Origin of the sequence: Exiguobacterium sp. PvP048 (assembly GCF_040549175.1) — a bacterium.
Classification (GTDB): Bacteria; Bacillota; Bacilli; order Exiguobacteriales; family Exiguobacteriaceae; genus Exiguobacterium_A; species Exiguobacterium_A artemiae.
This window is the reverse complement of record NZ_JBEPSU010000002.1, coordinates 504,627-524,451: the sequence shown is the minus strand read 5'-3', so window position 1 is coordinate 524,451 and position 19,825 is coordinate 504,627. Positions and strand designations below refer to the sequence as shown.

Annotated in this window: 21 protein-coding genes and 1 riboswitch; of the genes, 5 read left to right on the top strand and 16 right to left on the bottom strand. The window is 50.1% G+C overall.

Annotation, left to right across the window (positions count from 1 at the left end; genetic code table 11):
- Positions 1 to 52: 52 nt before the first annotated feature.
- The 5 genes from ABIC15_RS07120 to ABIC15_RS07100 all read left to right on the top strand — a co-directional run bounded on the left by ABIC15_RS07120 (position 53) and on the right by ABIC15_RS07100 (position 5,617).
- On the top strand, positions 53 to 2,386 hold the full coding sequence (locus ABIC15_RS07120) for a sensor histidine kinase (protein ID WP_354020226.1): 2,334 nt from the start codon (positions 53 to 55) through the stop codon (positions 2,384 to 2,386).
- Between the two features lie 31 nt (positions 2,387 to 2,417).
- On the top strand, positions 2,418 to 2,723 hold the full coding sequence (locus ABIC15_RS07115; protein ID WP_354020224.1) for a hypothetical protein: 306 nt from the start codon (positions 2,418 to 2,420) through the stop codon (positions 2,721 to 2,723).
- Positions 2,724 to 2,738: 15 nt separating this feature from the next.
- Complete coding sequence (locus ABIC15_RS07110) at positions 2,739 to 3,284, top strand: cysteine hydrolase family protein (RefSeq protein WP_354020223.1); 546 nt, start codon at positions 2,739 to 2,741, stop codon at positions 3,282 to 3,284.
- Between the two features lie 141 nt (positions 3,285 to 3,425).
- Entirely contained in the window at positions 3,426 to 4,307 is an 882-nt protein-coding gene (locus ABIC15_RS07105; protein ID WP_012370113.1) for a manganese catalase, read from the top strand.
- 164 nt (positions 4,308 to 4,471) lie between these two features.
- On the top strand, positions 4,472 to 5,617 hold the full coding sequence (locus ABIC15_RS07100; protein ID WP_354020221.1) for a DUF3238 domain-containing protein: 1,146 nt from the start codon (positions 4,472 to 4,474) through the stop codon (positions 5,615 to 5,617).
- Positions 5,618 to 5,701: 84 nt separating this feature from the next.
- Here ABIC15_RS07100 and ABIC15_RS07095 read toward each other — a convergent pair whose 3' ends face one another.
- The 16 genes from ABIC15_RS07095 to ABIC15_RS07020 form a co-directional block, all read right to left on the bottom strand.
- Positions 5,702 to 6,091 carry a thiol-disulfide oxidoreductase DCC family protein gene (locus ABIC15_RS07095; protein WP_012370111.1) on the bottom strand — a complete coding sequence of 130 codons (390 nt, stop codon included), beginning with the start codon at positions 6,089 to 6,091 and terminating at the stop codon, positions 5,702 to 5,704.
- A gap of 139 nt (positions 6,092 to 6,230) precedes the next feature.
- Complete coding sequence (locus tag ABIC15_RS07090) at positions 6,231 to 6,641, bottom strand: hypothetical protein (protein ID WP_354020219.1); 411 nt, start codon at positions 6,639 to 6,641, stop codon at positions 6,231 to 6,233.
- A 232-nt stretch (positions 6,642 to 6,873) separates the two neighbouring features.
- Positions 6,874 to 7,269 carry an RrF2 family transcriptional regulator gene (locus ABIC15_RS07085; protein WP_354020217.1) on the bottom strand — a complete coding sequence of 132 codons (396 nt, stop codon included), beginning with the start codon at positions 7,267 to 7,269 and terminating at the stop codon, positions 6,874 to 6,876.
- A 246-nt stretch (positions 7,270 to 7,515) separates the two neighbouring features.
- Positions 7,516 to 8,253 (bottom strand): Bax inhibitor-1/YccA family protein, encoded by a 738-nt coding sequence (locus ABIC15_RS07080; RefSeq protein WP_012370108.1) that lies wholly within the window; start codon positions 8,251 to 8,253, stop codon positions 7,516 to 7,518.
- Between the two features lie 58 nt (positions 8,254 to 8,311).
- The gene (locus ABIC15_RS07075) at positions 8,312 to 9,103 is read right to left on the bottom strand and encodes an AAC(3) family N-acetyltransferase (protein ID WP_354020215.1); all 792 of its coding nucleotides are present in this window, start codon (positions 9,101 to 9,103) and stop codon (positions 8,312 to 8,314) included.
- 10 nt (positions 9,104 to 9,113) lie between these two features.
- On the bottom strand, positions 9,114 to 12,122 hold the full coding sequence (locus ABIC15_RS07070; RefSeq protein WP_354020213.1) for an AAA family ATPase: 3,009 nt from the start codon (positions 12,120 to 12,122) through the stop codon (positions 9,114 to 9,116).
- A complete protein-coding gene (locus ABIC15_RS07065; RefSeq protein ID WP_354020212.1) occupies positions 12,104 to 13,225 on the bottom strand; it encodes an exonuclease SbcCD subunit D in 1,122 nt (373 codons plus the stop codon). The genes ABIC15_RS07070 and ABIC15_RS07065 overlap by 19 nt, the downstream gene beginning before the upstream one ends.
- 148 nt (positions 13,226 to 13,373) lie before the next feature.
- Complete coding sequence (locus ABIC15_RS07060; protein ID WP_354020210.1) at positions 13,374 to 13,580, bottom strand: helix-hairpin-helix domain-containing protein; 207 nt, start codon at positions 13,578 to 13,580, stop codon at positions 13,374 to 13,376.
- Positions 13,581 to 13,662: 82 nt separating this feature from the next.
- Positions 13,663 to 14,052: a hypothetical protein gene (locus tag ABIC15_RS07055; protein WP_354020208.1), complete on the bottom strand. Its 390-nt coding sequence runs from the start codon at positions 14,050 to 14,052 to the stop codon at positions 13,663 to 13,665.
- Positions 14,053 to 14,161: 109 nt separating this feature from the next.
- Positions 14,162 to 15,190, bottom strand: coding sequence for a thiazole biosynthesis adenylyltransferase ThiF (locus ABIC15_RS07050; protein ID WP_354020206.1), 1,029 nt, complete (start codon positions 15,188 to 15,190; stop codon positions 14,162 to 14,164).
- Positions 15,187 to 15,954 (bottom strand): thiazole synthase, encoded by a 768-nt coding sequence (locus tag ABIC15_RS07045; RefSeq protein ID WP_354020205.1) that lies wholly within the window; start codon positions 15,952 to 15,954, stop codon positions 15,187 to 15,189. Before ABIC15_RS07045 ends, ABIC15_RS07050 begins: the two co-directional genes overlap by 4 nt.
- 3 nt (positions 15,955 to 15,957) lie before the next feature.
- Entirely contained in the window at positions 15,958 to 16,161 is a 204-nt protein-coding gene (gene thiS / locus ABIC15_RS07040; RefSeq protein WP_012370100.1) for a sulfur carrier protein ThiS, read from the bottom strand.
- Entirely contained in the window at positions 16,158 to 17,150 is a 993-nt protein-coding gene (locus tag ABIC15_RS07035; protein ID WP_354020202.1) for an NAD(P)/FAD-dependent oxidoreductase, read from the bottom strand. Before ABIC15_RS07035 ends, thiS begins: the two co-directional genes overlap by 4 nt.
- Positions 17,147 to 17,743, bottom strand: coding sequence for a thiazole tautomerase TenI (gene tenI / locus ABIC15_RS07030; RefSeq protein ID WP_012370098.1), 597 nt, complete (start codon positions 17,741 to 17,743; stop codon positions 17,147 to 17,149). The genes ABIC15_RS07035 and tenI overlap by 4 nt, the downstream gene beginning before the upstream one ends.
- Before the next feature lie 90 nt (positions 17,744 to 17,833).
- Positions 17,834 to 17,936, bottom strand: a riboswitch (TPP riboswitch).
- A gap of 59 nt (positions 17,937 to 17,995) precedes the next feature.
- Entirely contained in the window at positions 17,996 to 19,225 is a 1,230-nt protein-coding gene (nagZ, locus tag ABIC15_RS07025) for a beta-N-acetylhexosaminidase (protein ID WP_354020331.1), read from the bottom strand.
- A gap of 5 nt (positions 19,226 to 19,230) precedes the next feature.
- On the bottom strand, positions 19,231 to 19,656 hold the full coding sequence (locus tag ABIC15_RS07020) for an OsmC family protein (protein ID WP_012370096.1): 426 nt from the start codon (positions 19,654 to 19,656) through the stop codon (positions 19,231 to 19,233).
- Positions 19,657 to 19,825: the final 169 nt, after the last annotated feature.

The following is a 19,825-nucleotide window of genomic DNA, read 5'->3' as shown; positions in this document are numbered from 1 at the left end:
ATCCGGGACACGAATGACGTGTCTCTCCGGTCCACTGTGGAAAGAGGTTATGATGAACTGGATGTCTCGAAAAATCACCCGAACCTTTTCGGGTCTGCTTTTATTGAACTTCTTGATTTTAGTGTGCATCACGACCGGTGCATACTTTTATTCCATCCGGCAACTCGAACAAAATAATGCCATGCTGTTACGCCTGACGAATCAAAAAACAGCAGCCCGTCAAATTTGGAACGACTTGCAGGAAAGAAACATTGAAATTCAAGAAGCCTTATTAAAGGAAACACCGGCTGCTCCCAGATTGTCCAGCGATTTAACGCGGACGAAACGTGAGCTTGAACGATTGGCCCACAATTATCCGTCTGAAGAGACCGACTTTTATCTGCAGACATCGGCGACCTTGATTGACTATTACGAAAAAATCCTGATCCCATTGACGAAACACCCGCAATCTTCTCGCTATACGGACGATACCGCCATGCGACGGATGCTAAAGGATGCAGCCCTGGTCGTCCCGTTAGAGTCGACTTCAACCGGAACAGAGCGTTCTTCCCTGGATACGATGTACTTTTTTTCAAAAACCCGCCAGGCAGCCGATCAGTACATTTCCTCCATTCACTCGCTGGAAAAGCAGGCACAACAGACACTGGCTGATCAGATGCGGACAACGCTGTGGGGTACATTGACGATTCTTATCGCAGTCTTTTTCCTATTAAACAGTTGGACGTTCCGGTTTATGCAACGATTGACGCACGATGTCGTCCATTTGGTCAAACAAACAAAAAATCCGTACACTTTTTCCGCAGTCCCGTTGATCGAACGACAGGATGAGATCGGTGTTTTAGGAAAAGCCATGCGTAATATGATGGCGATGCTTGCTTTTCAGCAATCGGAGACTCAGGCGGCCAACCGCCAATTATCAGACCGTAACCGGGAACTTTTCAACAGTTTGCAGGAAAAAAACCGGACGGAAACTCAATTACAATTGCAGACTGATTTTGCACGCCGCTTGCTCGAATATGATTCGCTTTCGTGTCTGAATGGATTACTGCAAGATCTCGCCCATTCTTTCGGATTATCCGAATTAAGATTAACGATGATCGCGAGTCAGGAGGAAACCGTTTACCGGTCCTCCCCTCCTGTCGGGAAAAAACAGCATTCCATCGTCCGGACCGTCCCGTTGCTGAATTCCCGTGATCCGGAACCGTTTGCCCTGTTGACGTTCGATGATTCAGCCGGAGATGCTTATAAGAAACTGTCGGCATTGGGCGATATCCTTTCGCTCGGAATATTACGCATGGAACACATGCGGACGTTAAACGAAGACAAACAGCACGTACAACGGATTTTAGAGAGTCTGCGTGAAGCTGTCATCTACGTCAATTTCCCGGACTCCCGGCTTATTCACAACGGAACACTTGTGACGATGTTTCCTGAGTTACATGATTTGCCGGATTCGTTGCATGAGGTTGAATCCATCCTGGATATTTTCCGCCGGGTATTCATCGTCGAAGAACAACTGATCGATTATGTGACGCAATTGAAACTTCATTTGGCAAATGGCTTTGCCATGGAGGCACAAGACTTTGAAGTCAATGGAAATCGCCATATCCGTCTTTATACGGAATTTCTTCCGGACAAGAAAGGCATCATTTTTGTTTTGAGTGAGCGGACAGTTGAAGTGGAAGCGATTCAAAAGGAACATGCCTTCATCTCGATGATTTCGCATGAGCTCCGGACACCGCTTGCTTCGATTGAAGGATTCAGCGAACTGTTGATCCACCGGAATTTATCAAACGATAAACAGTTAAAATATTTAAAGACCGTCCACAGTGAAGCACAACGTTTAGGTAAACTCGTCACTGCCTTTTTAGACTATCAACGCCTGAGTCGCCAAAAGGAAGTGTATACGTTTGAATCCTTTGACATCTCAGCTTTAGTCCAGGAAGTGGCGGACTGGATGAATGTCTCAATCCCGTCCCATCAGGTCAAGTTTGATACGACGCACACGTCCTGCACAATCGAAGCCGACCGTGAAAAAATTCGACAATTGCTGACGAATCTGTTAGGTAATGCCATCAAGTACTCCCCGTCGGACCCGCGAGTCGACGTTCTACTGGATTGCAGCGAAAAAGAGGTTGTACTGACTATCAGCGATAATGGTCTCGGGATTCCACAAGAAGACCTGCCCCACCTGTTTGATTCGTTTTACCGTGTGGAGCGTCAAGAGCATAAGCGGATCGAGGGCACCGGACTCGGATTGCTGATTTGCAAAGAAATTGTCGAAGCCCATCAAGGGCAGATTTCCGTTTCTTCCGAATTAGGTGCCGGTACCGATTTTCTAGTCCGGTTGCCCATCCGGCAACAGACGGAAAAAGAACTAAACTGAGCTGATTTGAAGATAGAGGAAGTGTATACGTATGGATTACGAGTTAGATCGCATCATTGATTACCTGAACCGGAACTTTCACGACCATGTCAGTTCTTTTTCCGGAATGATTTTAAAAGAAACCCCGCCGGCCATCATATTAATTGAAGATCATGTCCGGCGGCAGCTGGATCAAGCTTTGTATCAATATCCTGAATTCATTTCAGAAATTGAGGATACCATTTTCCGATGTCTCATTGATCTCCGGGGAAACAAGGAGTCCGATGATCCGACGGAGATTTTCATCGCAAAAGCCCAGCTGTATTCCCCTTATCATTATCTCGTCACGTTTTTATAAGGAGTCGATTGACATATGAAAAAAACAGGAACCGCCTTATTGATCGTCGATATCATTAACAAAATGGATTTTGAAGGTGCGGAAGATTTACTTGCCGAAACTCGTCCGATTTTAACTTCATTAGTCGAACTTAAACATATATGTAAATCGTATGATATTCCTGTCATTTATGTGAATGATAATTTTGGTCTGTGGCAAGAAAACGTCGATCAAATCGTTGAAGAATGTCGCGGTGGACTGGGCGATCCGTTCGTCCAAGCCCTCCATCCGCAACAGGATGATTATTTCATCATCAAACCCAAACACTCCGGTTTTTTTGGCACACAATTGGATATTTTGCTAAAACACCTCGACGTGTCACGTCTAATCATTACCGGAATCACGACCGATATGTGTATTTTGTTTACAGCAAATGACGCCTATATGCGGGAATACGAGATTTGGGTACCACAAGACTGTACTGCCGCTGAAACAACCGAGGCAAAAAACCACGCATTGGAAATTTTGCACACCACGTTATCCATCGATTGTTCCAACAGTACGACGGTATCGTTCGATTAAAAAAGAATGGAAAGGCTTTTCTGCATTCCAAAACATTACATTTCAATGACAATCCTTCCCGATTGGTTTTTGTTTTTCCAAAACAGGTATATGTATCATGTACAGTTTATACATGTTTTTAATCCAAGGGAGGAATCGTTCATGTTCAGACATCAAAAGGAACTACAGTTCGAGGTGAAAGTCGACCGTCCAGATCCGAAGTTGGCACGGTCTGTGCAGGAAGTATTAGGCGGACAATTTGGGGAAATGACCGTCATGATGCAGTATTTATTCCAAGGATTCAATTGCCGTGGAAATGAGAAATACAAAGATATGTTGATGGACATCGGAACGGAAGAAATCGGACATGTCGAAATGCTCTGTTCCTTGATTTCACAGTTACTTGATGGAGCCTCACCTGATGATCAGGCAGAAGCGGCCAAGGATCCGGCGATTGCGGCTATTTTAGGAGGCATGAATCCACAACACCTGCTCGTCAGCGGGCTTGGAGGGCTGCCTTCCAACTCAAACGGTGTTCCGTGGAACGGTTCTTACATCGTCGCAAGCGGCAACTTGTTAGCAGATATGCGTTCCAATCTGCATGCCGAGTCACAAGGGCGTCTTCAAGTCGCACGCCTCTATCATATGACAAACGATGAAGGAGTTAAGGCGACCCTCCGGAAAATGCTGGCACGTGATCGGTATCACCAATACCAATGGCTGGCTGCAATTGAAGAATTGGAAGAAAAGAATGGAATCGTCGTACCTGCAACATTTGCTCCGGAGGATGAATTGGAGGCACAGCCCCACGCTTATGAATTTTGGGATCTCTCGGAAGGAACAGCTTCAAAAGAAGGTCGCTGGTCCCAGGGAAGTGCGCAGGATGGGACCGGAGAATTCGTTCACCTGGAAAACCCTGCACCCCAAGGCCAAATACCGGATCCCGAAATTCCGGCCCACAATCTGCATCATGATTTAAACGAGCCGCAACAAAAAAGAGGAATTACAGATACCGTAAAACACATTTTAAAGGACAAGGAATAACATCCTCGAAACTGAGCGTAAACGTCAGTCAAAATTCAAATTAAATCCAAGTAAGCAACCATTTGCCCTCTCTTCTACCGAGAAGAGAGGGTTTCGTAACTTTTTAAGTCTTTTCCACAGATTTATTTTAATTCCCATCACCTGATCTTTAGGAGGACGACGTTATGCAATCCGTTAAAGATATTACCGTTAAACAGCTTGGTCAGGACTTGCACCTTTCCTGGCAGACAAATGACTCGGTCCAACTGACTCGCGATGGTACGACACTTGTAACCGGAGCAGTTCAACAGTATGTTGATTCGAATCTCGTCCCCCTCGCTCCCGTCCAGTATGAACTAGAGACTGGAGAAGAATTCCTGACCATTGATACAGCACTTGTTCTGGATGAAGGACAGTTGTTTTGGAATCAAAAATCCACCACCATCATTCGCTCTGACCAAGAACTCTTAATCAGATGGGGAGCAATCCCGGATGTAGAATCATACAGTGTCTTTCGAGACGGGAAGCGGCTTGGGGAGACGGCAGAACATGAATGGTATGAAGCATCACCTCAAGACGTCTCTGCCCGCTATGAAATCCGTGCCCTACGTCCAGCCTCTCAAGAAAACACGCCGCTTTCTTCTGTCATGGAAGGCGCACTTAAACTGTTGAACACGCTAAAACGCGAACCTGACCGTGAACGGGAGTTTGAATCTTTCATTTTTTATGTTCGGCTTCATCCATTTGGACGTGACATTGATTCTGTAGCTAAAGAAACTACACGGGCACGCCTGCGAATCCTGACGTTCATTGCTCCACCGATTTTAAAAAATCCGAATCTGCTGTCTCCTCATATTTACTTTGAAGGAGACGACCGTACCTATGATCCTCATGCATCGGAATACCGGACGTTAACAGAAATCGCCATGACATCTTTAACGGACAATGCTCACGTCCTCCTTGATAAACAGGCCAATCCAACACGTTCTTTGACCTCGACCGGACGTCTCCGAAGTGAGGATGTTGCTTCGACACAACAGGTTTATTTAGAGAATATCTCAAAAAAACAGCATTCGCTACAATTCACGGTGTATCATTCTGTCGGAAATCCGCTGGTCATTGCCCCCGACATCAACTACACAGTCCATACAGCATTTGAGCGGGAACGATGGCGTTTGAGCGGAACCCACCTTCGCTCTCCGCATCACGAGATTTACCTGCAAACGGAGTCAAATACCTTTATACCGGTTCACCAAACTCATGATTTAGGACTCAGTTTCTTGGCGGATCCTTTACCAAGTTGTCACTGGCTGTTCATGGAAGCTCGTTGAGATTCGACTCTAAAAAAACAGACGATTCCGGGAAGCTAATTCTCGAAAATCGTCTGGTTTTTTTATTGACAATCGAACCCGGCCTTACTCGTGGAACCGTGCCCGGGTTTCTTTTGAAGGCAACAGGCATTGTTGTTTCTGCCCGAACCATTTGTGACGGTGTTTTGCAATGAAATCATATGCAAGATCTCTTGCCGCACGCGGTAAAACACGGAAGATGGATGCGAGCGGCCACGCCCCATTCAAATGCTTCGTAATCTGAAGTGCTGCATCTGATTTAACGTAAGGTATTCCCTCTTCAATGACGACCACACTGTTCAGGTCGGAAGGCAAACGATGTTTTTGAATAAGTTCCTGTCCTTTGATGCCTTGAAGCGAGGCAAACTGATAGTAGCCATGATCACGCTTCAAGATGAACTGTACACTGGTATCACATAAATTACACTCTCCATCAAATAAGATGATTGGTTTCATATTCCTGTGCCCCCTCTGACAATTGGATCGATTCCTTATTCTTCTATCCTACATCAGATGAATCGAACACACTTGCATTTTCACTTCTTATTTTTCTAAGTATTCATCCATATAACTTTTATACATGTTTTCCGCCTGTTTAATTGTATTTCATCCAGCGGGAATCCACCATGCGAAGCAAGTTCATTAAATCGCCTTCTGTCCTGATGACGGCTTGGCAAGCGACAGCTTCATTTTGAAGCAATTTTATCCGTACCGGTGTCTCGTTGATAAAACAGAGCGCAAACAGCAGTTCCGAATGTATTTTTGTATATGCCGCGACTGCCAGTAATTCTTCATTTAAACGTTCTCTTACTTCTTTACTCGTATGCATGTGCAAAAGGTGAATCGTTTCATGAAGAAGAGATGATTTAAGACAATCCGAAATATCCAAATACCGGACTTCAAGATGTATATCCTGTCCATGTCCCCATCGCGTCGTCAGAAAATACGGTGGACTGACTAATTCCTGAATAAATCGAATGATACGATCAATACTTATCTCAGACATAAAGAAACCTCTCTTCTCACTTCGATACGACAAACGCACCGAAGACCTTCATTTTTAGGACGTGGTTGACACTTAAACATGTGTAAAATAAGTATGTTTTAATCGTGGTCATTTCACATCACTTAACTTTTTTATTTTAACATAACGAGACTTTCCAAGCCGAATTGCAAGCAACGAAACACGGTTTTCCTCTCACCCGTAGGAAAAAGGAAAACCGTACTTTCCTGTTGCATCATACTTTTACTTTCGTCAAGTCTTCCAGTGTGTAGGCTTGTAAGGCGTTCGCAAACAAAAGGAATGCTTCATCAAAGGCCTGACGTGTGTTCTTAAGCGTCTCTTTTTCATTGGTTGGCAATACTTCTTTTAGATAGGAAACTTCTTCAAACAGAGCTACGACTTGCCCCAATGTAATTTCATTTGGTGCCTTGGCCAGTTTAAACCCGGCGTTGCGCCCTTGATAAGACGTGATTAAACCAAACTTGCTTAACGCATGGACAATCTTCATCAAATGATTTTTTGAGATGGCATAATGATCCGCCACTTCCTGGATTTGAACAAGCCGGTTCGGATTCAACGTCGCATACAACAGGACGCGAATCGCATAATCCGTCGAACGTGTCATTTTCATTCTTTTCACCTTCTTGAGTTCTTGCCGTTCTAAGCAGACAAATACGAGTGTGTCGATCGTAATAATTTCCGTGCAGTTGCACATATTATTTATCAAATATAGAATATTTTCTTAGATTTGACAATCCAATTAACTGCGTCATATTTTTTCTTTTCAAGGCTGTCATCATGGACAGACCTGTTTTTTAGCAATCAATCGTACCAAAAAGGACATTCCGTCTGACGGAAATGTCCTTTTTAATCGTTATTAATCCCGTGCTGCCAAACGATACAGCAGATCAAGCAACTCGATGTAGAGCCAGATGATCGTGACGATTAATCCGAAAGCGGCCACCCACTCCATCGATTTCGGCGCACGGGCCTGGACTTGTTGCGAGATAAAATCAAAGTCCATCACGAGCGACAGGGAAGCGACGATCACGATGACGAACTGAATCCCGATCGCAAGCGGCGAACTGCCGGTCATGAATGGCAGATCGACACCAAACAACGCGAGCAACAAGTTGACCGCGTACAAGACGAGAATCGACAGTATCGCTGCCGTAACTGCTGAGCGGAAACGTTGTGTCACTTTAATCATGCCCGTCGAATAGACGAACCACATCGCAAACGACACGACAAATGTCGCGAGGACTGCCTTCCCAACAAGTCCCGGGTACATGCTTTCGAACATCAGTGAAATCGCACCGACGGCGACCCCTTCAACGATTGCATAAACCGGTGAGAGTACCGGTGCCGTTCGTGGTTTAAACGTGATGATCAGCGCAAGAATCAATCCGAGGACGACTCCACCGATCAAGGCCGGCACTAAAAATTGCGGATTAGCGGCTAAAAAGAACCAGGTTCCCCCCGCTGCTGCCGTGACGAGTGCAAGTAAGAGGAAAATCTTACTCATCGTCCCTGCCTTCGTCATCGGCCGTTCGCCGGCACGCGCCGTCTCGAAACCACGGCGTAAGGCTGGATTCACTTTAAAACGTGTTGCCATCTTGCGTTCACTCCTTCTGTTTTTCTATTCACTATTACGGTTGTTTCCCGGAAAAGTTTCAGCTTAACCAGCTATTTAACGCATTTAGTTGCAGCATCACGACCGGAATCGAAGCTTTGGCTGAGACCAGATGCGACGTTGCCTGTCCGACCTTCCCTGTCGTGACAAACGGTTCGTCGAGCATCCCTTCACCGATCGGTCCAAACGGATCACTGTCGATGATGCGGTGCTGATAACGAATGAAGACTTCTTCATCTCCTTGTTTCATTTTACATCCCGATTCTTCGAGCGGGCGGTCAATCCCGTATTCGGCATAATGCCAAACAGTTGTCGAATCCCACGGCGACCCGATATGCAGAATCTGCCCGTCCGCTTCGATGAACTTCTCAAGCGGGGAGCCGGGACCGAATCCGTTATCAATCGTATGACCCGCAACGAAGGCTTCCGCGTCTTTTCCCCAGGCTGTGACCGACCACATCGGGTGGGCACTGCGTTTGACGTCTGGGAACGTCCGGAACAGTTCCGGCACCTTGCCGATACTCCGGGTTGGTGTCTTCTCCGGATCGTACGCCGGCATTTCCTGACGGATCGTTTCCCACCAGTCTTCCGGCACGGCAGGACGACTCCAGTTTTTCGGATCCGAATTATCCGTACTCTGTGCCGCCATCATGATCAGACCGTCCGGCGTGACAACTTCCTGTAACGCTTCAATCAAAGCTTGTGCGCCACCCGGAATCCAGCCAATCTGTTTCATCGCGCTGTGAACGAACACTTTCATGCCCGGCGTCACACCAAGTTGTTTCAAATCGGCGATCAGTTTTGATTTCGTGACCATTTGTCTTGCTTCCATTTCGCACCCCTCACTCGACGACAAGGCGAATCGTCGATCCTGTTTTGCCTTGTGTCACTTCAATTTTCGCATCAACCCGCGATTTCAGTTCCTGGACGTGACTGATGATTCCGACCATCCGACCGCTCGCCTGAATCGATAACAACGTTTCGATTGCCTGCTCGAGCGATTCCGGATCGAGTGTTCCGAATCCTTCATCGATGAACATCGTTTCAAGCGACACACCGCCGCTCGCTTCCTGCACGACTTCCGACAGGCCGAGTGCCAGGGCAAGTGACGCCTTAAAGCTCTCCCCGCCGGACAGCGTCTTGACGTGACGTGTTTGCGACGTATAGGCATCAAAGACATTTAAATCGAGACCGTATTTTTTCAAGCCTTTTCCGGCTTCCGTCTTCCGTTCGAGCAGGAACCGCCCAGATGTCATCCCGTGCAGATGCCGGTTCGCCGCTTGCAGGATTTCATCGAAATAGGCGGTTTGAACATATGTCTCAAACGTCATCCGCTGGGCGTTTTCGCCAACCCCGACCCGTGCCAGTTCGCCGATGATGCCGTACCGTGCATCTTCTGCCTCGATTTGTTGCTGGAGACCCGACCAGGCATCAACCAGTTGTTTGATGTGTAACCGTTCTTTCTCCACACCGATCCGGCCATCCGTCGCTGTCACCAGTTCCGCTTCTGCCTGTCTGACGACCGGACGAAGGGCGGCAAGATCCGGACGGTCCTGTTGCAGAATCAGTTGTCGGATCCGCTCAAGACCCGATTCGACATCCTGCCGTTTCCGTCGGTCGGCTTCGAGGCGTTCCGCCAACTGTTCCATCGCTTGCCGCGACATCCGCGCCTGCTCGAATTGTTCGACCGTCTCAAACCGTTCTTCCTGTAGACTGCGTGCTAAAGCCGCTTCCGCTTCCGTGCGCTTCGCCATATGAATCGTCAATTCTTCTTCGACGTGTTGCAGACGTCCGCGTCGTGCGGCGATGTCTTGATCGAGCCGTTGTTTTTGATTCTGACTTGCTGTCCGTGCCGCTTCAAACTCCGCCAATCGTTTTGTCAGTGTCTGCTGTTCGGTTTCCAGATCGCGACGGGACGGTGCGTCCGGATTTCGGTTCAGTATCCCTTCGAGGCGTGCGAGTTCCAGCTGCAGTTTCGACTGCCGGTCCGTCTCTTCTTCGATTTTCCGGTCTGCCTGTTCCAATGCCGTTTCGATGGTCCGGAGCTGTTGTTCCAGCTGCTGTTTCCGTTCCTGTTGCTGTTGCAGGCGGCTCTCTTGATTTTTCAAGTCGTTGATTTCTGTACGAATCGCGGTCACATCGTTTGGAACCGGCTGTCCGTCCGCAAGTGTCGCCAGTTCCTGTTCGAGTTGCCGTTTCCGTTCCGAGACTGTCCGGTACGTCGCCTGTAACTCCTGATGCGCCGATTGTGCGGTTAAGTAGGCCTGGTGCAACGCTTCGACATCAAGCGGTTCCGTCTTGACAGCGAGTTGCGGATGCGTCGCACTTCCACAGACCGGACAGGCTTCCCCGTCATCCAGATGTCCCGCCAGCTCTGCTGCCAGTTGACGGCGTTCATGTTGCCGTCCGGCCGTGTATGTCCGTTCTGCCTGTTCTTTTTCCGCTTTGACGCGTGTTCCATGCTCGATCAGCCGCAGTCGCTCGGCTTCATTCCGTTGCCATTCCTGCTGTTTTTGTTCGATCGATTGCAGAACGAACCGGCGTTCCTGCAAGGACAGACGGGTACTCGAATCATCGGACAGCCTCGCGATTTCCGCCTGCAACCGGGTCCGATCACTTCGTTGCCGGGTCCGCTGTTCGCGTAACGCGTCCGGATTCAACTGCGCGACGGCACGTTGCAGATCCTGTTGTTGCCGAATCAATTGTTCCTGGTCCTGCAGTCGTTTCAGCTCGTCCGCAATCTGCTCGAGACGCCGTGACGCTTCACGCATCTCCGGCTCCTGCACCGTCAATCGTTCGACGGTCCGGTTGACCTGGTCAAGTTGCTGTTGTAAGTGTTCCAGTTCCGATTCGACCGTTTGTTTCGTCCCGGTTAATTGCCGGACCGTTTGTTCCTCCGACTGAAACGTTTCGTACACCCCTTGAATCGCCGCCGCTCGTGATGCCGCGTCGTACTGCTCTTTCTGACGCATCGTTTCCGGCAACGTTAAAGCAAGCTGTTGCTCGAGGTGCAGTAATTGATCGTACTCGGTGAATGTCTGCTCGAGTTGTTCCGCCTGACGCAACCGTTCCGTCAATTGTTCGAGCGTTTGACGTCCCGCCTGCTCCACCGTTTTCGCCTGCTCAATTTTTTCATCGAGTGTCGCAAGCAATGTATCGGTCTGGTGACGAATCGTCGTTTCCGTCGCTTCCGACCAGTTGAGGTCGAGCGGTAATTCTTCGAGTTTCGCAAGCTGTTTCGTTTTCGTTTCTTTGATGGTCGCTGCAAGATCAAGTGCTTTCCGGTGAAGACGCTGTTGAAACTCGCCGTAATGTTCCGTCTTGAACAATTGTTTAAGAATCTGCAGTTTGTCCTTCGACTCCGCCATCAACAGTTCGCGGAACTTATTTTGCGGGAGCAGCAGGATTTGCGAAAACTGTTTGTGGTCGAGTTGCAACAGTTCCTGCACTTGCTGACGGATTTCCGGAATTTTTAGCGCAAGCGGCTTCCAAGCCGTCCCGTCATGCCGGGCCAGTTCCGCCTCATGTCCGTAATCCGTTTTATTAACCGGATGCGGCTGACTCGGTTGCCGGATAATCCGGTAACGCTCGCCTTTTAACAGAAATTCGAGTTCAACTTCCGTTTTGTCTTCCGGTTTCGCGAAATGACTGCGCAAATCGCTCATTTCTCGTTCGCCGCCTGACGTCTCGCCATATAAAGCAAACGTCAACGCATCAAAAATCGTCGTTTTCCCGGCACCGGTATTCCCCGAGATGACAAACATCGTCCGACCGCCGAGTGCCCGGAAATCAATTGTCTGTTCGTCGGCAAACGGTCCGAACGCACGTAAGGTTAATCGTTCTGGACGCATGCAGCTTCCTCCTCTAAGACGGTCTGCATCGCATCCGTCGGTTGTTTTTCCCGGACTGCTTCATAAAACTCCCGAAACAGATCCGTCAGCGTCGCCGCCTGAACCTGATCGCGTGACGCCTGGACCGCGCGTGTACTTTCGCGTGTGAACCCGGTCCGTTCGAGATGAAGAATGTTCGGATACAACTTCTTTAATTTCCCCATCGGATCAATCAGCGCCTCGGCATCCGTCAGATTGATTTTGATATAGTCATCCGTCGCTTGTGTCGCGACGAAGACCGGATCCGTCAGCTCAACGAGACTGCCGGTCAGTTCACGCAAATCTCGTTTCGCCGTCAACGGTTCGAAGCGGCGGTCAAATGTTCCACCATCATTCAGCGTCAGGATATCGACGCCCTTGACATGACTGGCTTCCGAAAACGAATATTTCAACAACGAACCGCTGTACCGGATCGTCTCCGACTTGATGGCAAGTGGATTATGCAAATGTCCGAGCGCCGTATAGGTGAACGGAGCAAAGGCGCTGGCGCTGACCTGTCCCGCGGTCCCGACCGACAACTGCCGTTCGGAATCGGTCTCCAGCCCACCGATGACAAACACATGCCCGACGAGGACGCTTGGTCCTTCGAGCTCCATCTTACTAATGATTTTCCGCATCGCATCATCATGCGTCCGGATTGTTTCATCCTGATGGATATAGCGGACGGTCGCCGGATCCGCAAACGGGACCGGATAAAAACGGACGCCTTTAATTTCTACCGGTTCGATTGTGTCCGTTAATTTACCGGCTAAGTGCAGTCCCGCCCGTTGCAGTAACGTCGTGCCGAAGCTCAACCGTTCCGCCGAGTCATGATTGCCGCTGATCGCGACGACCGGAATCTTCCGTTCGAGCACGATGTCGGCTAAGACCGTATCCAGCAGTTCAACCGCTTCCGTCGGCGGGACGGCACGGTCATATAAATCACCGGCAATAATCACCGCGTCCGGCTGTTCCCGGTCCAGCAATCGTAAAAATTCCTGAAGGACAGCGCGTTGATTATCGAGCATCGATTCCCCGTGAACGATTTTTCCTAAATGCCAGTCGGCTGTATGAATCCATTTCATTTTTCATCACGCTCACTTTTTCTCTATAATATCCTTATTTTAGCATGAGTCGAATGGTTCTGACGATGCTGTAGGTGATTCTAAAACGAGTAAAACCCAATGATTGACCAGGGATTTCATCCGGTCGATCATTGGGTCGCTGTAGATGTTATGTGTGAAAGGTTAATCCCTGCTCCGCGAGCAACTGTCTCAGTTTCGGTATCGAGGACGGTCCGATTCCGTGCCACTGCAGAATATCATGTTCCTGATACATCGCTAACAATTCCAATGATGTCACGCCGTGTTCACTCAGGGCCCGTTGCGCCGGTTTTGCGAGAACCACAAAAGGATTCGCCTCGGGTTTGTCTGAATTCATTATAGCTTCCTCCTGACAGTTGACAAAAACCGCCTTCCTGTTTAGCTGGGAGGCGGTTTTTCGGACGGCTTATTTGTCATCTTCAGTGGGTGTGACGCTTTTGCCGAAATCGTTTGACCGACGTGAAGATGGATACAGATCCTCCGATGATTGCTCCGACGACAATCCCAGTCGTAAATTTTCCAGCGGGATTTTTGACGGAACCTGGTTCAGTAGCTGTTATATGCTCTTCCTGTTTCTGCTCGAATAACTGTTGGAGAGGGGAGGATGTAGGCTCGACTTCGACAATCCGGTCAACTTCCTGTTGACGGTCTTCCCAGCGTTCGACGCTGCAAGGTGACAGATAAAACGGATTCAGATTCGTCCGATACCGGTCTGGATTCCAATTCGCCTGCTGAACGGCTTCAGCTGCGTGGTCTGTCCGCTTCGTCTGATCCAATGACTGGATCGATTGATCGAATTCTTGTTTCATCGTAATCACTCCTCTTCACATTCAATCTTAACTAAAAAGCTCCGACTTACGTCTGAAGTCTTATTTACCTCTTTTTTAAACATCTAAAACATGTATCGAAAAAAATGTTTTACTTTTTTGTGAATATTCCGGTGAAATAGTTCTCATATACTTGTTTGGCCTGCTGAAGATTTGCTTCGCCATGGAGAAGAATTCGCCCGTCGGCAAAAGCCGTAATCCGGTAATCGTCCGCCTTGAACATCAGCAGATATGGATTCTGGAGACAGCTGATCCCGTGTGTAGTCAGCTCCTGTTCAAGCCGGACTAAATCCCGCGGTCCTTCGCCGCGGATTTGAACCGTATCCCGGCCGCACAAAGTCACGAATTGAACGATCGGTGCATTCAGATACGGATAGACCGGATCGTCTCCGCAAGACGGGCACGCGGATTGTCTGAGAGAACCGACGTTGATTTGACTCTGATGATTGTCCCAGACGTCGAACGACAGCAACGTCTGCCGTAAGGCGTTGTCCGCTCCCGTCAAATACTTCAAGGCTTCCGTCACTTGATGCGCCGCGACAAGCTGGACGACGGGACTGATGACGCCCGACGTCTCGCATGTCTCCTGCTGTTTCGGCAGATGTTCAAGCAGACAATGCAAACAAGGGGTCTGGCCGGGGCGAATCGTATAAGTCATGCCGTAACTGCCGACGCAGGCACCAAAAATCCAGGGAATACCGCTTTTTGCCGCCACATCATTGATCAGCATCCGGACACCGAAGTTGTCTGTCGCATCAATCATTAAATCACTGCCGCGGACCAAACGTTCAATATTTTCCGGCGTGACATCTTCGACGATCGCCGTGACGGAAACCACCGAATTGACTTTGCCGAGCCGGCGTTTGGCCGCAACCGCCTTCGGCAAATGATCCTGCACGTCCTGTTCCGTATAGAGTTGTTGCCGTTGCAGGTTGCTCCACTCGACATGATCCCGGTCAATCAACGTGACGTGTCCGACCCCTCCCCGGACAAGCTGTTCGGCATTCGCAGTCCCGAGTGCACCGGCACCGATGATGACGACGTGACGATCCGCCATTTGATCCTGCCCCTTTTGTCCGATCGGACGAAATCGGACTTGCCGGCTGTACCGATCCGTCACGGTCGGCTGATCCCGGTCATCGGACTGCTTGCCGTCGCATACCGTTTTTTCTCGATCCGTCCCGCTTCAAAACCGAGGCGCCCCGCTTCGACCGCCAGTTTCATCGCCTGTGCCATCTTAACGGGATCTCCGGCGTGGGCGACGGCTGAATTCAACAGGACAGCATCCGCTCCGAGTTCCATTGCGTAAGCCACGTCTGCCGGTGAACCGATGCCGGCGTCGACGATGACCGGGACCGTCAGTTGTTCGATGATAAAACTGAGCGCAAGCGGATTCAGAATCCCCTGACCGGAACCGATCGGTGATGCGGCCGGCATGATCGCATGACAACCGAGTTCTTCGAGCCGGCGCGCCAGCAATAAATCGTCGGAAGTATACGGTAAGACGATGAAACCGTCCTTGATCAGTTCCTCTGACGCCCGCAACGTTTCAACCGGGTCCGGCAATAACGTCTTGTCGCACCCGATCACTTCAACTTTGACCATATCGCACATCCCGGATGCGCGGGCAAGTCGGGCAAGGCGAACGGCTTCCTCCGCCGTCTTTGCACCCGCCGTGTTCGGCAACAAATCGTAGCGGTTTAAATCAAGTGCCGCGAGCGGGTCGGTCTGTCCTTTAGCAAAGACGTCGAGCCGTCGGACTGAAAACGTCAGAATGTTCGTCCCGGATGCTTCGACCGCCTGTTGTTGCGTCGTTGCATCCGGATATTTTCCCGTTCCGAGTAACAAGCGTGAAGCAAATGTTTTTCCACCGATTTCTAACATGATTCATCCTCCTCCTACAAAATGAACGATTTCAACGACATCACCGGGTTGGACGGTCGTGTCCGGATAACGGGACCGATCGATGATCTGCCGGTTCTGCTCGATGATGACGATTTTTCCGTCAATCGCCAGATGTTGCAATAAGTCGTGTAACGTCGTCGTTTCTTCGATCAATGCGTAGTCTTTTCCATTTAAACGAATGTTCACTTCGTTTTCTCCCCCTGTCGCTGGTGACTAAAAGCACCCAACATCACTTTCGGTTTTTGCCCCATGATGCAATCTGCCAGCACAGTCGCCGTCGCCGGTGCCAGTAAGATGCCATGCCGGTGATGACCGGTTGCGACGAATAATCCTTCGATGCCGTCCACCGGTCCAAGATACGGCAGACCGTCACCGGTTTGCGGTCGGACGCCGGCCCACGCTTCGACAAACACAGCTTCCGCAAGCGGCGGATAGAGCCTGATGGCTTGATTCACTAACAAACGAATACTGTCGAGACTGACGGTCGTCGATTCATCCCCGGACCGTTCCGTCGCTCCGATGATGATTCGTCCGTCTGCTTTCGGAACGAGGTACACCTGTTCATTAAACAGTGTCCGGTCGAGCCATCCGGTCATGAGGCGCACGGACAGGCATTCCCCCTTGACCGGACATGTATCGATTGTGATGCCGATCGAACGTAACACGGCTTCCGATCCACGACCACTGGCGACAATGATTTGTCTGCCTGTCCGCAGACCCCGGTTCGTCTCGGCGCCGATGATCCGCTGTTTGTCCCGAACGAGCTGCGAAACAGATGTGTCTTCTTCAATGACTCCGCCCCGTCGTTCGATCGCGCTCCGTAAAGCCTGCGTCACTAATCGGGAATCGATTTGTCCGACTTGTTCGAACGTCAAGAATTGATTTCCTCGATGCAGGCAAAACGGCTGTTCCAGATAACCGCTCCCGAGACCGGTCTCGTCCATCAATTGCCGGACCAGCTCCGGATACAACGTCCGGCTCAGCGCCGCCAGTTCGTGTAACGGTTCCGGCAGTTCTTCGTCTGTCGCAAGCATCCCTGCCGCTGCCCGTGTCGCCCCTTGTCCGGCTGTCGACTGGTCAAGTAAACGGACAGTTTGTCCGCGTTTAAGCAACTCATAGCCGAGCGTCAAACCGATCATGCCGGTCCCGATGATTAAGACATCTGGTCGTGTCATCGTTGCATCACCTCCCGGAACCGGTCAGCTGCTTTAAGCGAATTCGCTTGCCCGAGAATCCCCGACAAGACGGCAACGCCCGAACAACCGGTCGCAATGACCTCCTGAACGTTGCCCGGTTTGATGCCGCCGATCGCAATGACCGGAATCGAGACCTGCTCGACAATCTGTTTTAAGGCATGCAGTCCCCGCGGCGGTACACCGGGTTTTGATCCGGTTTCAAAAATGTGACCGTACATCACGTAATCCGCACCGGCTTGTTCTGCTGCTGCCGCTTCCGTCAGCGAATGGACCGATTGACCGATCCGCAGTTCCGGAAAACGGCTCCGGACACGATCGACCGGAATACTGCGTGTCGTCAGTTGAATCCCGATGCCGGTGACGAGAGCGACGTCAAGACGGTCATGGACGATTAATCGTTCCGCCGGCACCCCGCATTTCATTAAAAACTCAATACAGGTCACCAACTCCCGTGCGGACCAAAGCGGTTCCCGCAGATGAATCCGGTCGACACGCATCGCGAGTTCCGGTAATGTATGTTCCAGCGTTTCCCAGCCCTGTTGACCGGTTGTCAACAGATGTAACTGCGTCATCATTTCCCCCTTTCCACACGAAAAAGGACCACCCCATGAACTGATGGAGTGGTCCTACAAAAAAGGGCGACAGTCGTCGCATCCTTTATGAATGATCGGAATCCACTTCCCTCCGCTAGTACGAACTAGATCAGGTTCAAAGGGTCCGGATACTTCCGTCTCAGTCTGCTGCGAGACTCCCCTAGTGTAGATATTGATTTGTGTGGTACGCCTGTAGTTTACCACGGGTAGTCCGATTTGTTCTACCCTTGATTAATGTCGCATGTCCGCTTCGACCGCTTTGACCTGCTCGATCAAGCGTTGGTATTCGTCGACACGTTTCGTTTGCGACAAGTCATACGTTTGTTTTAAGCGTAAAACCCGGATGACCTTCTGATCGAGATCGGCTCTCGACAATTTATCTTGTTTGATCCGTGCCATGATTTCCTTGTGGACGGACGTATACGTACCCGGAGCCGAGAACATCGCCATGTCGGCACCGTTTTCAAGCGCAAGACTTGCGGCCTGGGCAAGACCGTACTGTTCCGTAATCGCTCCCATGACGAGATCATCCGTGATGATGACTCCGTCAAACTTCAGTTCATCCCGCAAGACGCCGGTCATGACCGGTTTTGACAATGAAGACGGACGGTTTTTGTCGAGGGCCGGGAACAGGATGTGCGCGACCATGACCATCTCGGCCCCCTCTTCAATCGCCCGCTTGAACGGGACCAGTTCCGTCTGTTCGAGTTCCGCTTTTGTCGCATCGACCCGCGGCAGACCGACATGGGAATCGACCGTCGTGTCACCGTGTCCCGGAAAATGTTTGACGACCGGAACGATGTCTTCTTTTTTCATTCCCTGCATCAACGGCACACCCAGCCGTGCGACCTGTTGCGGATCCGCACTGAGGGCCCGGTCGCCGATGATCGGATTCGCCGGATTACTGTTCACGTCAAGAACCGGGGCGAAGTCCATATTAAAGCCGTAAAAACGGGAAATCGAACCAAGTGTCTGTCCGACTTCCTTCATCAATGCCGGATCATTTTTTTGACCGAACGACAGACTCGGTGATAATTTGAGCTGTGCGTCCGGGACCCGACTGACGCGTCCGCCCTCTTCGTCAAAGCCGAGAAACGCTTTTGCATCAGCCGGTTGGGCTTCAGCAATCGCTGCCGTAAAGGTTTTCAGTTGATCGGTCGACGTGATGTTGCCGCCGAGTAACAGCACACCACCGAGTGCATGATCCTGCAACAGCGTTCGGTCGGCTTGTGTCAAAGCTGTTCCCGTCACACCGATATACAGCAACTGATCGACTTTTTCCGCCGTCGACATGTTCGAGACGGTTTCTTTAAGTTGTTTCTCTGCCCGCTCAGCAGCAGAAGGTCGATCCGGCTGCGGCGGCTTTGTTTTCTTCGCCGGCTTCGGTTGCGGTTCGACCGGTTGTACCGGCTCGTCAGCACAACCGGCGAGGAGGACACTTGCCAACAGAACAGGAACCATCCGTTTCAAATCGGTTCCTCGTTCCGGACGCCGTTGATCGAGTAATAGACTTCAATTTCTGCGTTCAGCGATTGTGAGACCGAGCAGTATTTGTCTTTTGATAAGGCAATCGCCCGGCGGACTTTATCGTCCGGTAAATCACCTTCGAGCCGGTAATGAATCGAGATCGTCGTGAAACGCCGGGGATGATCATCCGCCCGTTCTCCTTCAATATCCATCTCAAATGACGTCAGCGTCAAGCGCATCTTTTCTAAAATCGAGACAATGTCGATGCCGGTACAACCGGCGACGGCGTGAAGCAGGAGTTCTGTCGGCCGGGGTGCCTGATTGTCCCCGCCGTTTTCCGGCGCTGCATCCATCGCTAGGTGATGTCCGGATTCGGTCTCCCCGCTGAAGCCCATCTTTTGATTCCAAATGACTGTTGCTTGCATCAAGATCACGTCCTTTTCTAATTTAAGTGATGTTTCCTACTCTGTTAGTATACCCGAATGCATGACAAGTGAAATTGACTGTCTATTCACAATAATGCTTCTTTTTCCGGGTCAGGCAAATTCGGTTTCCGCCCTTGTTAAATCATGCTATTCTGATACACGATAGTTT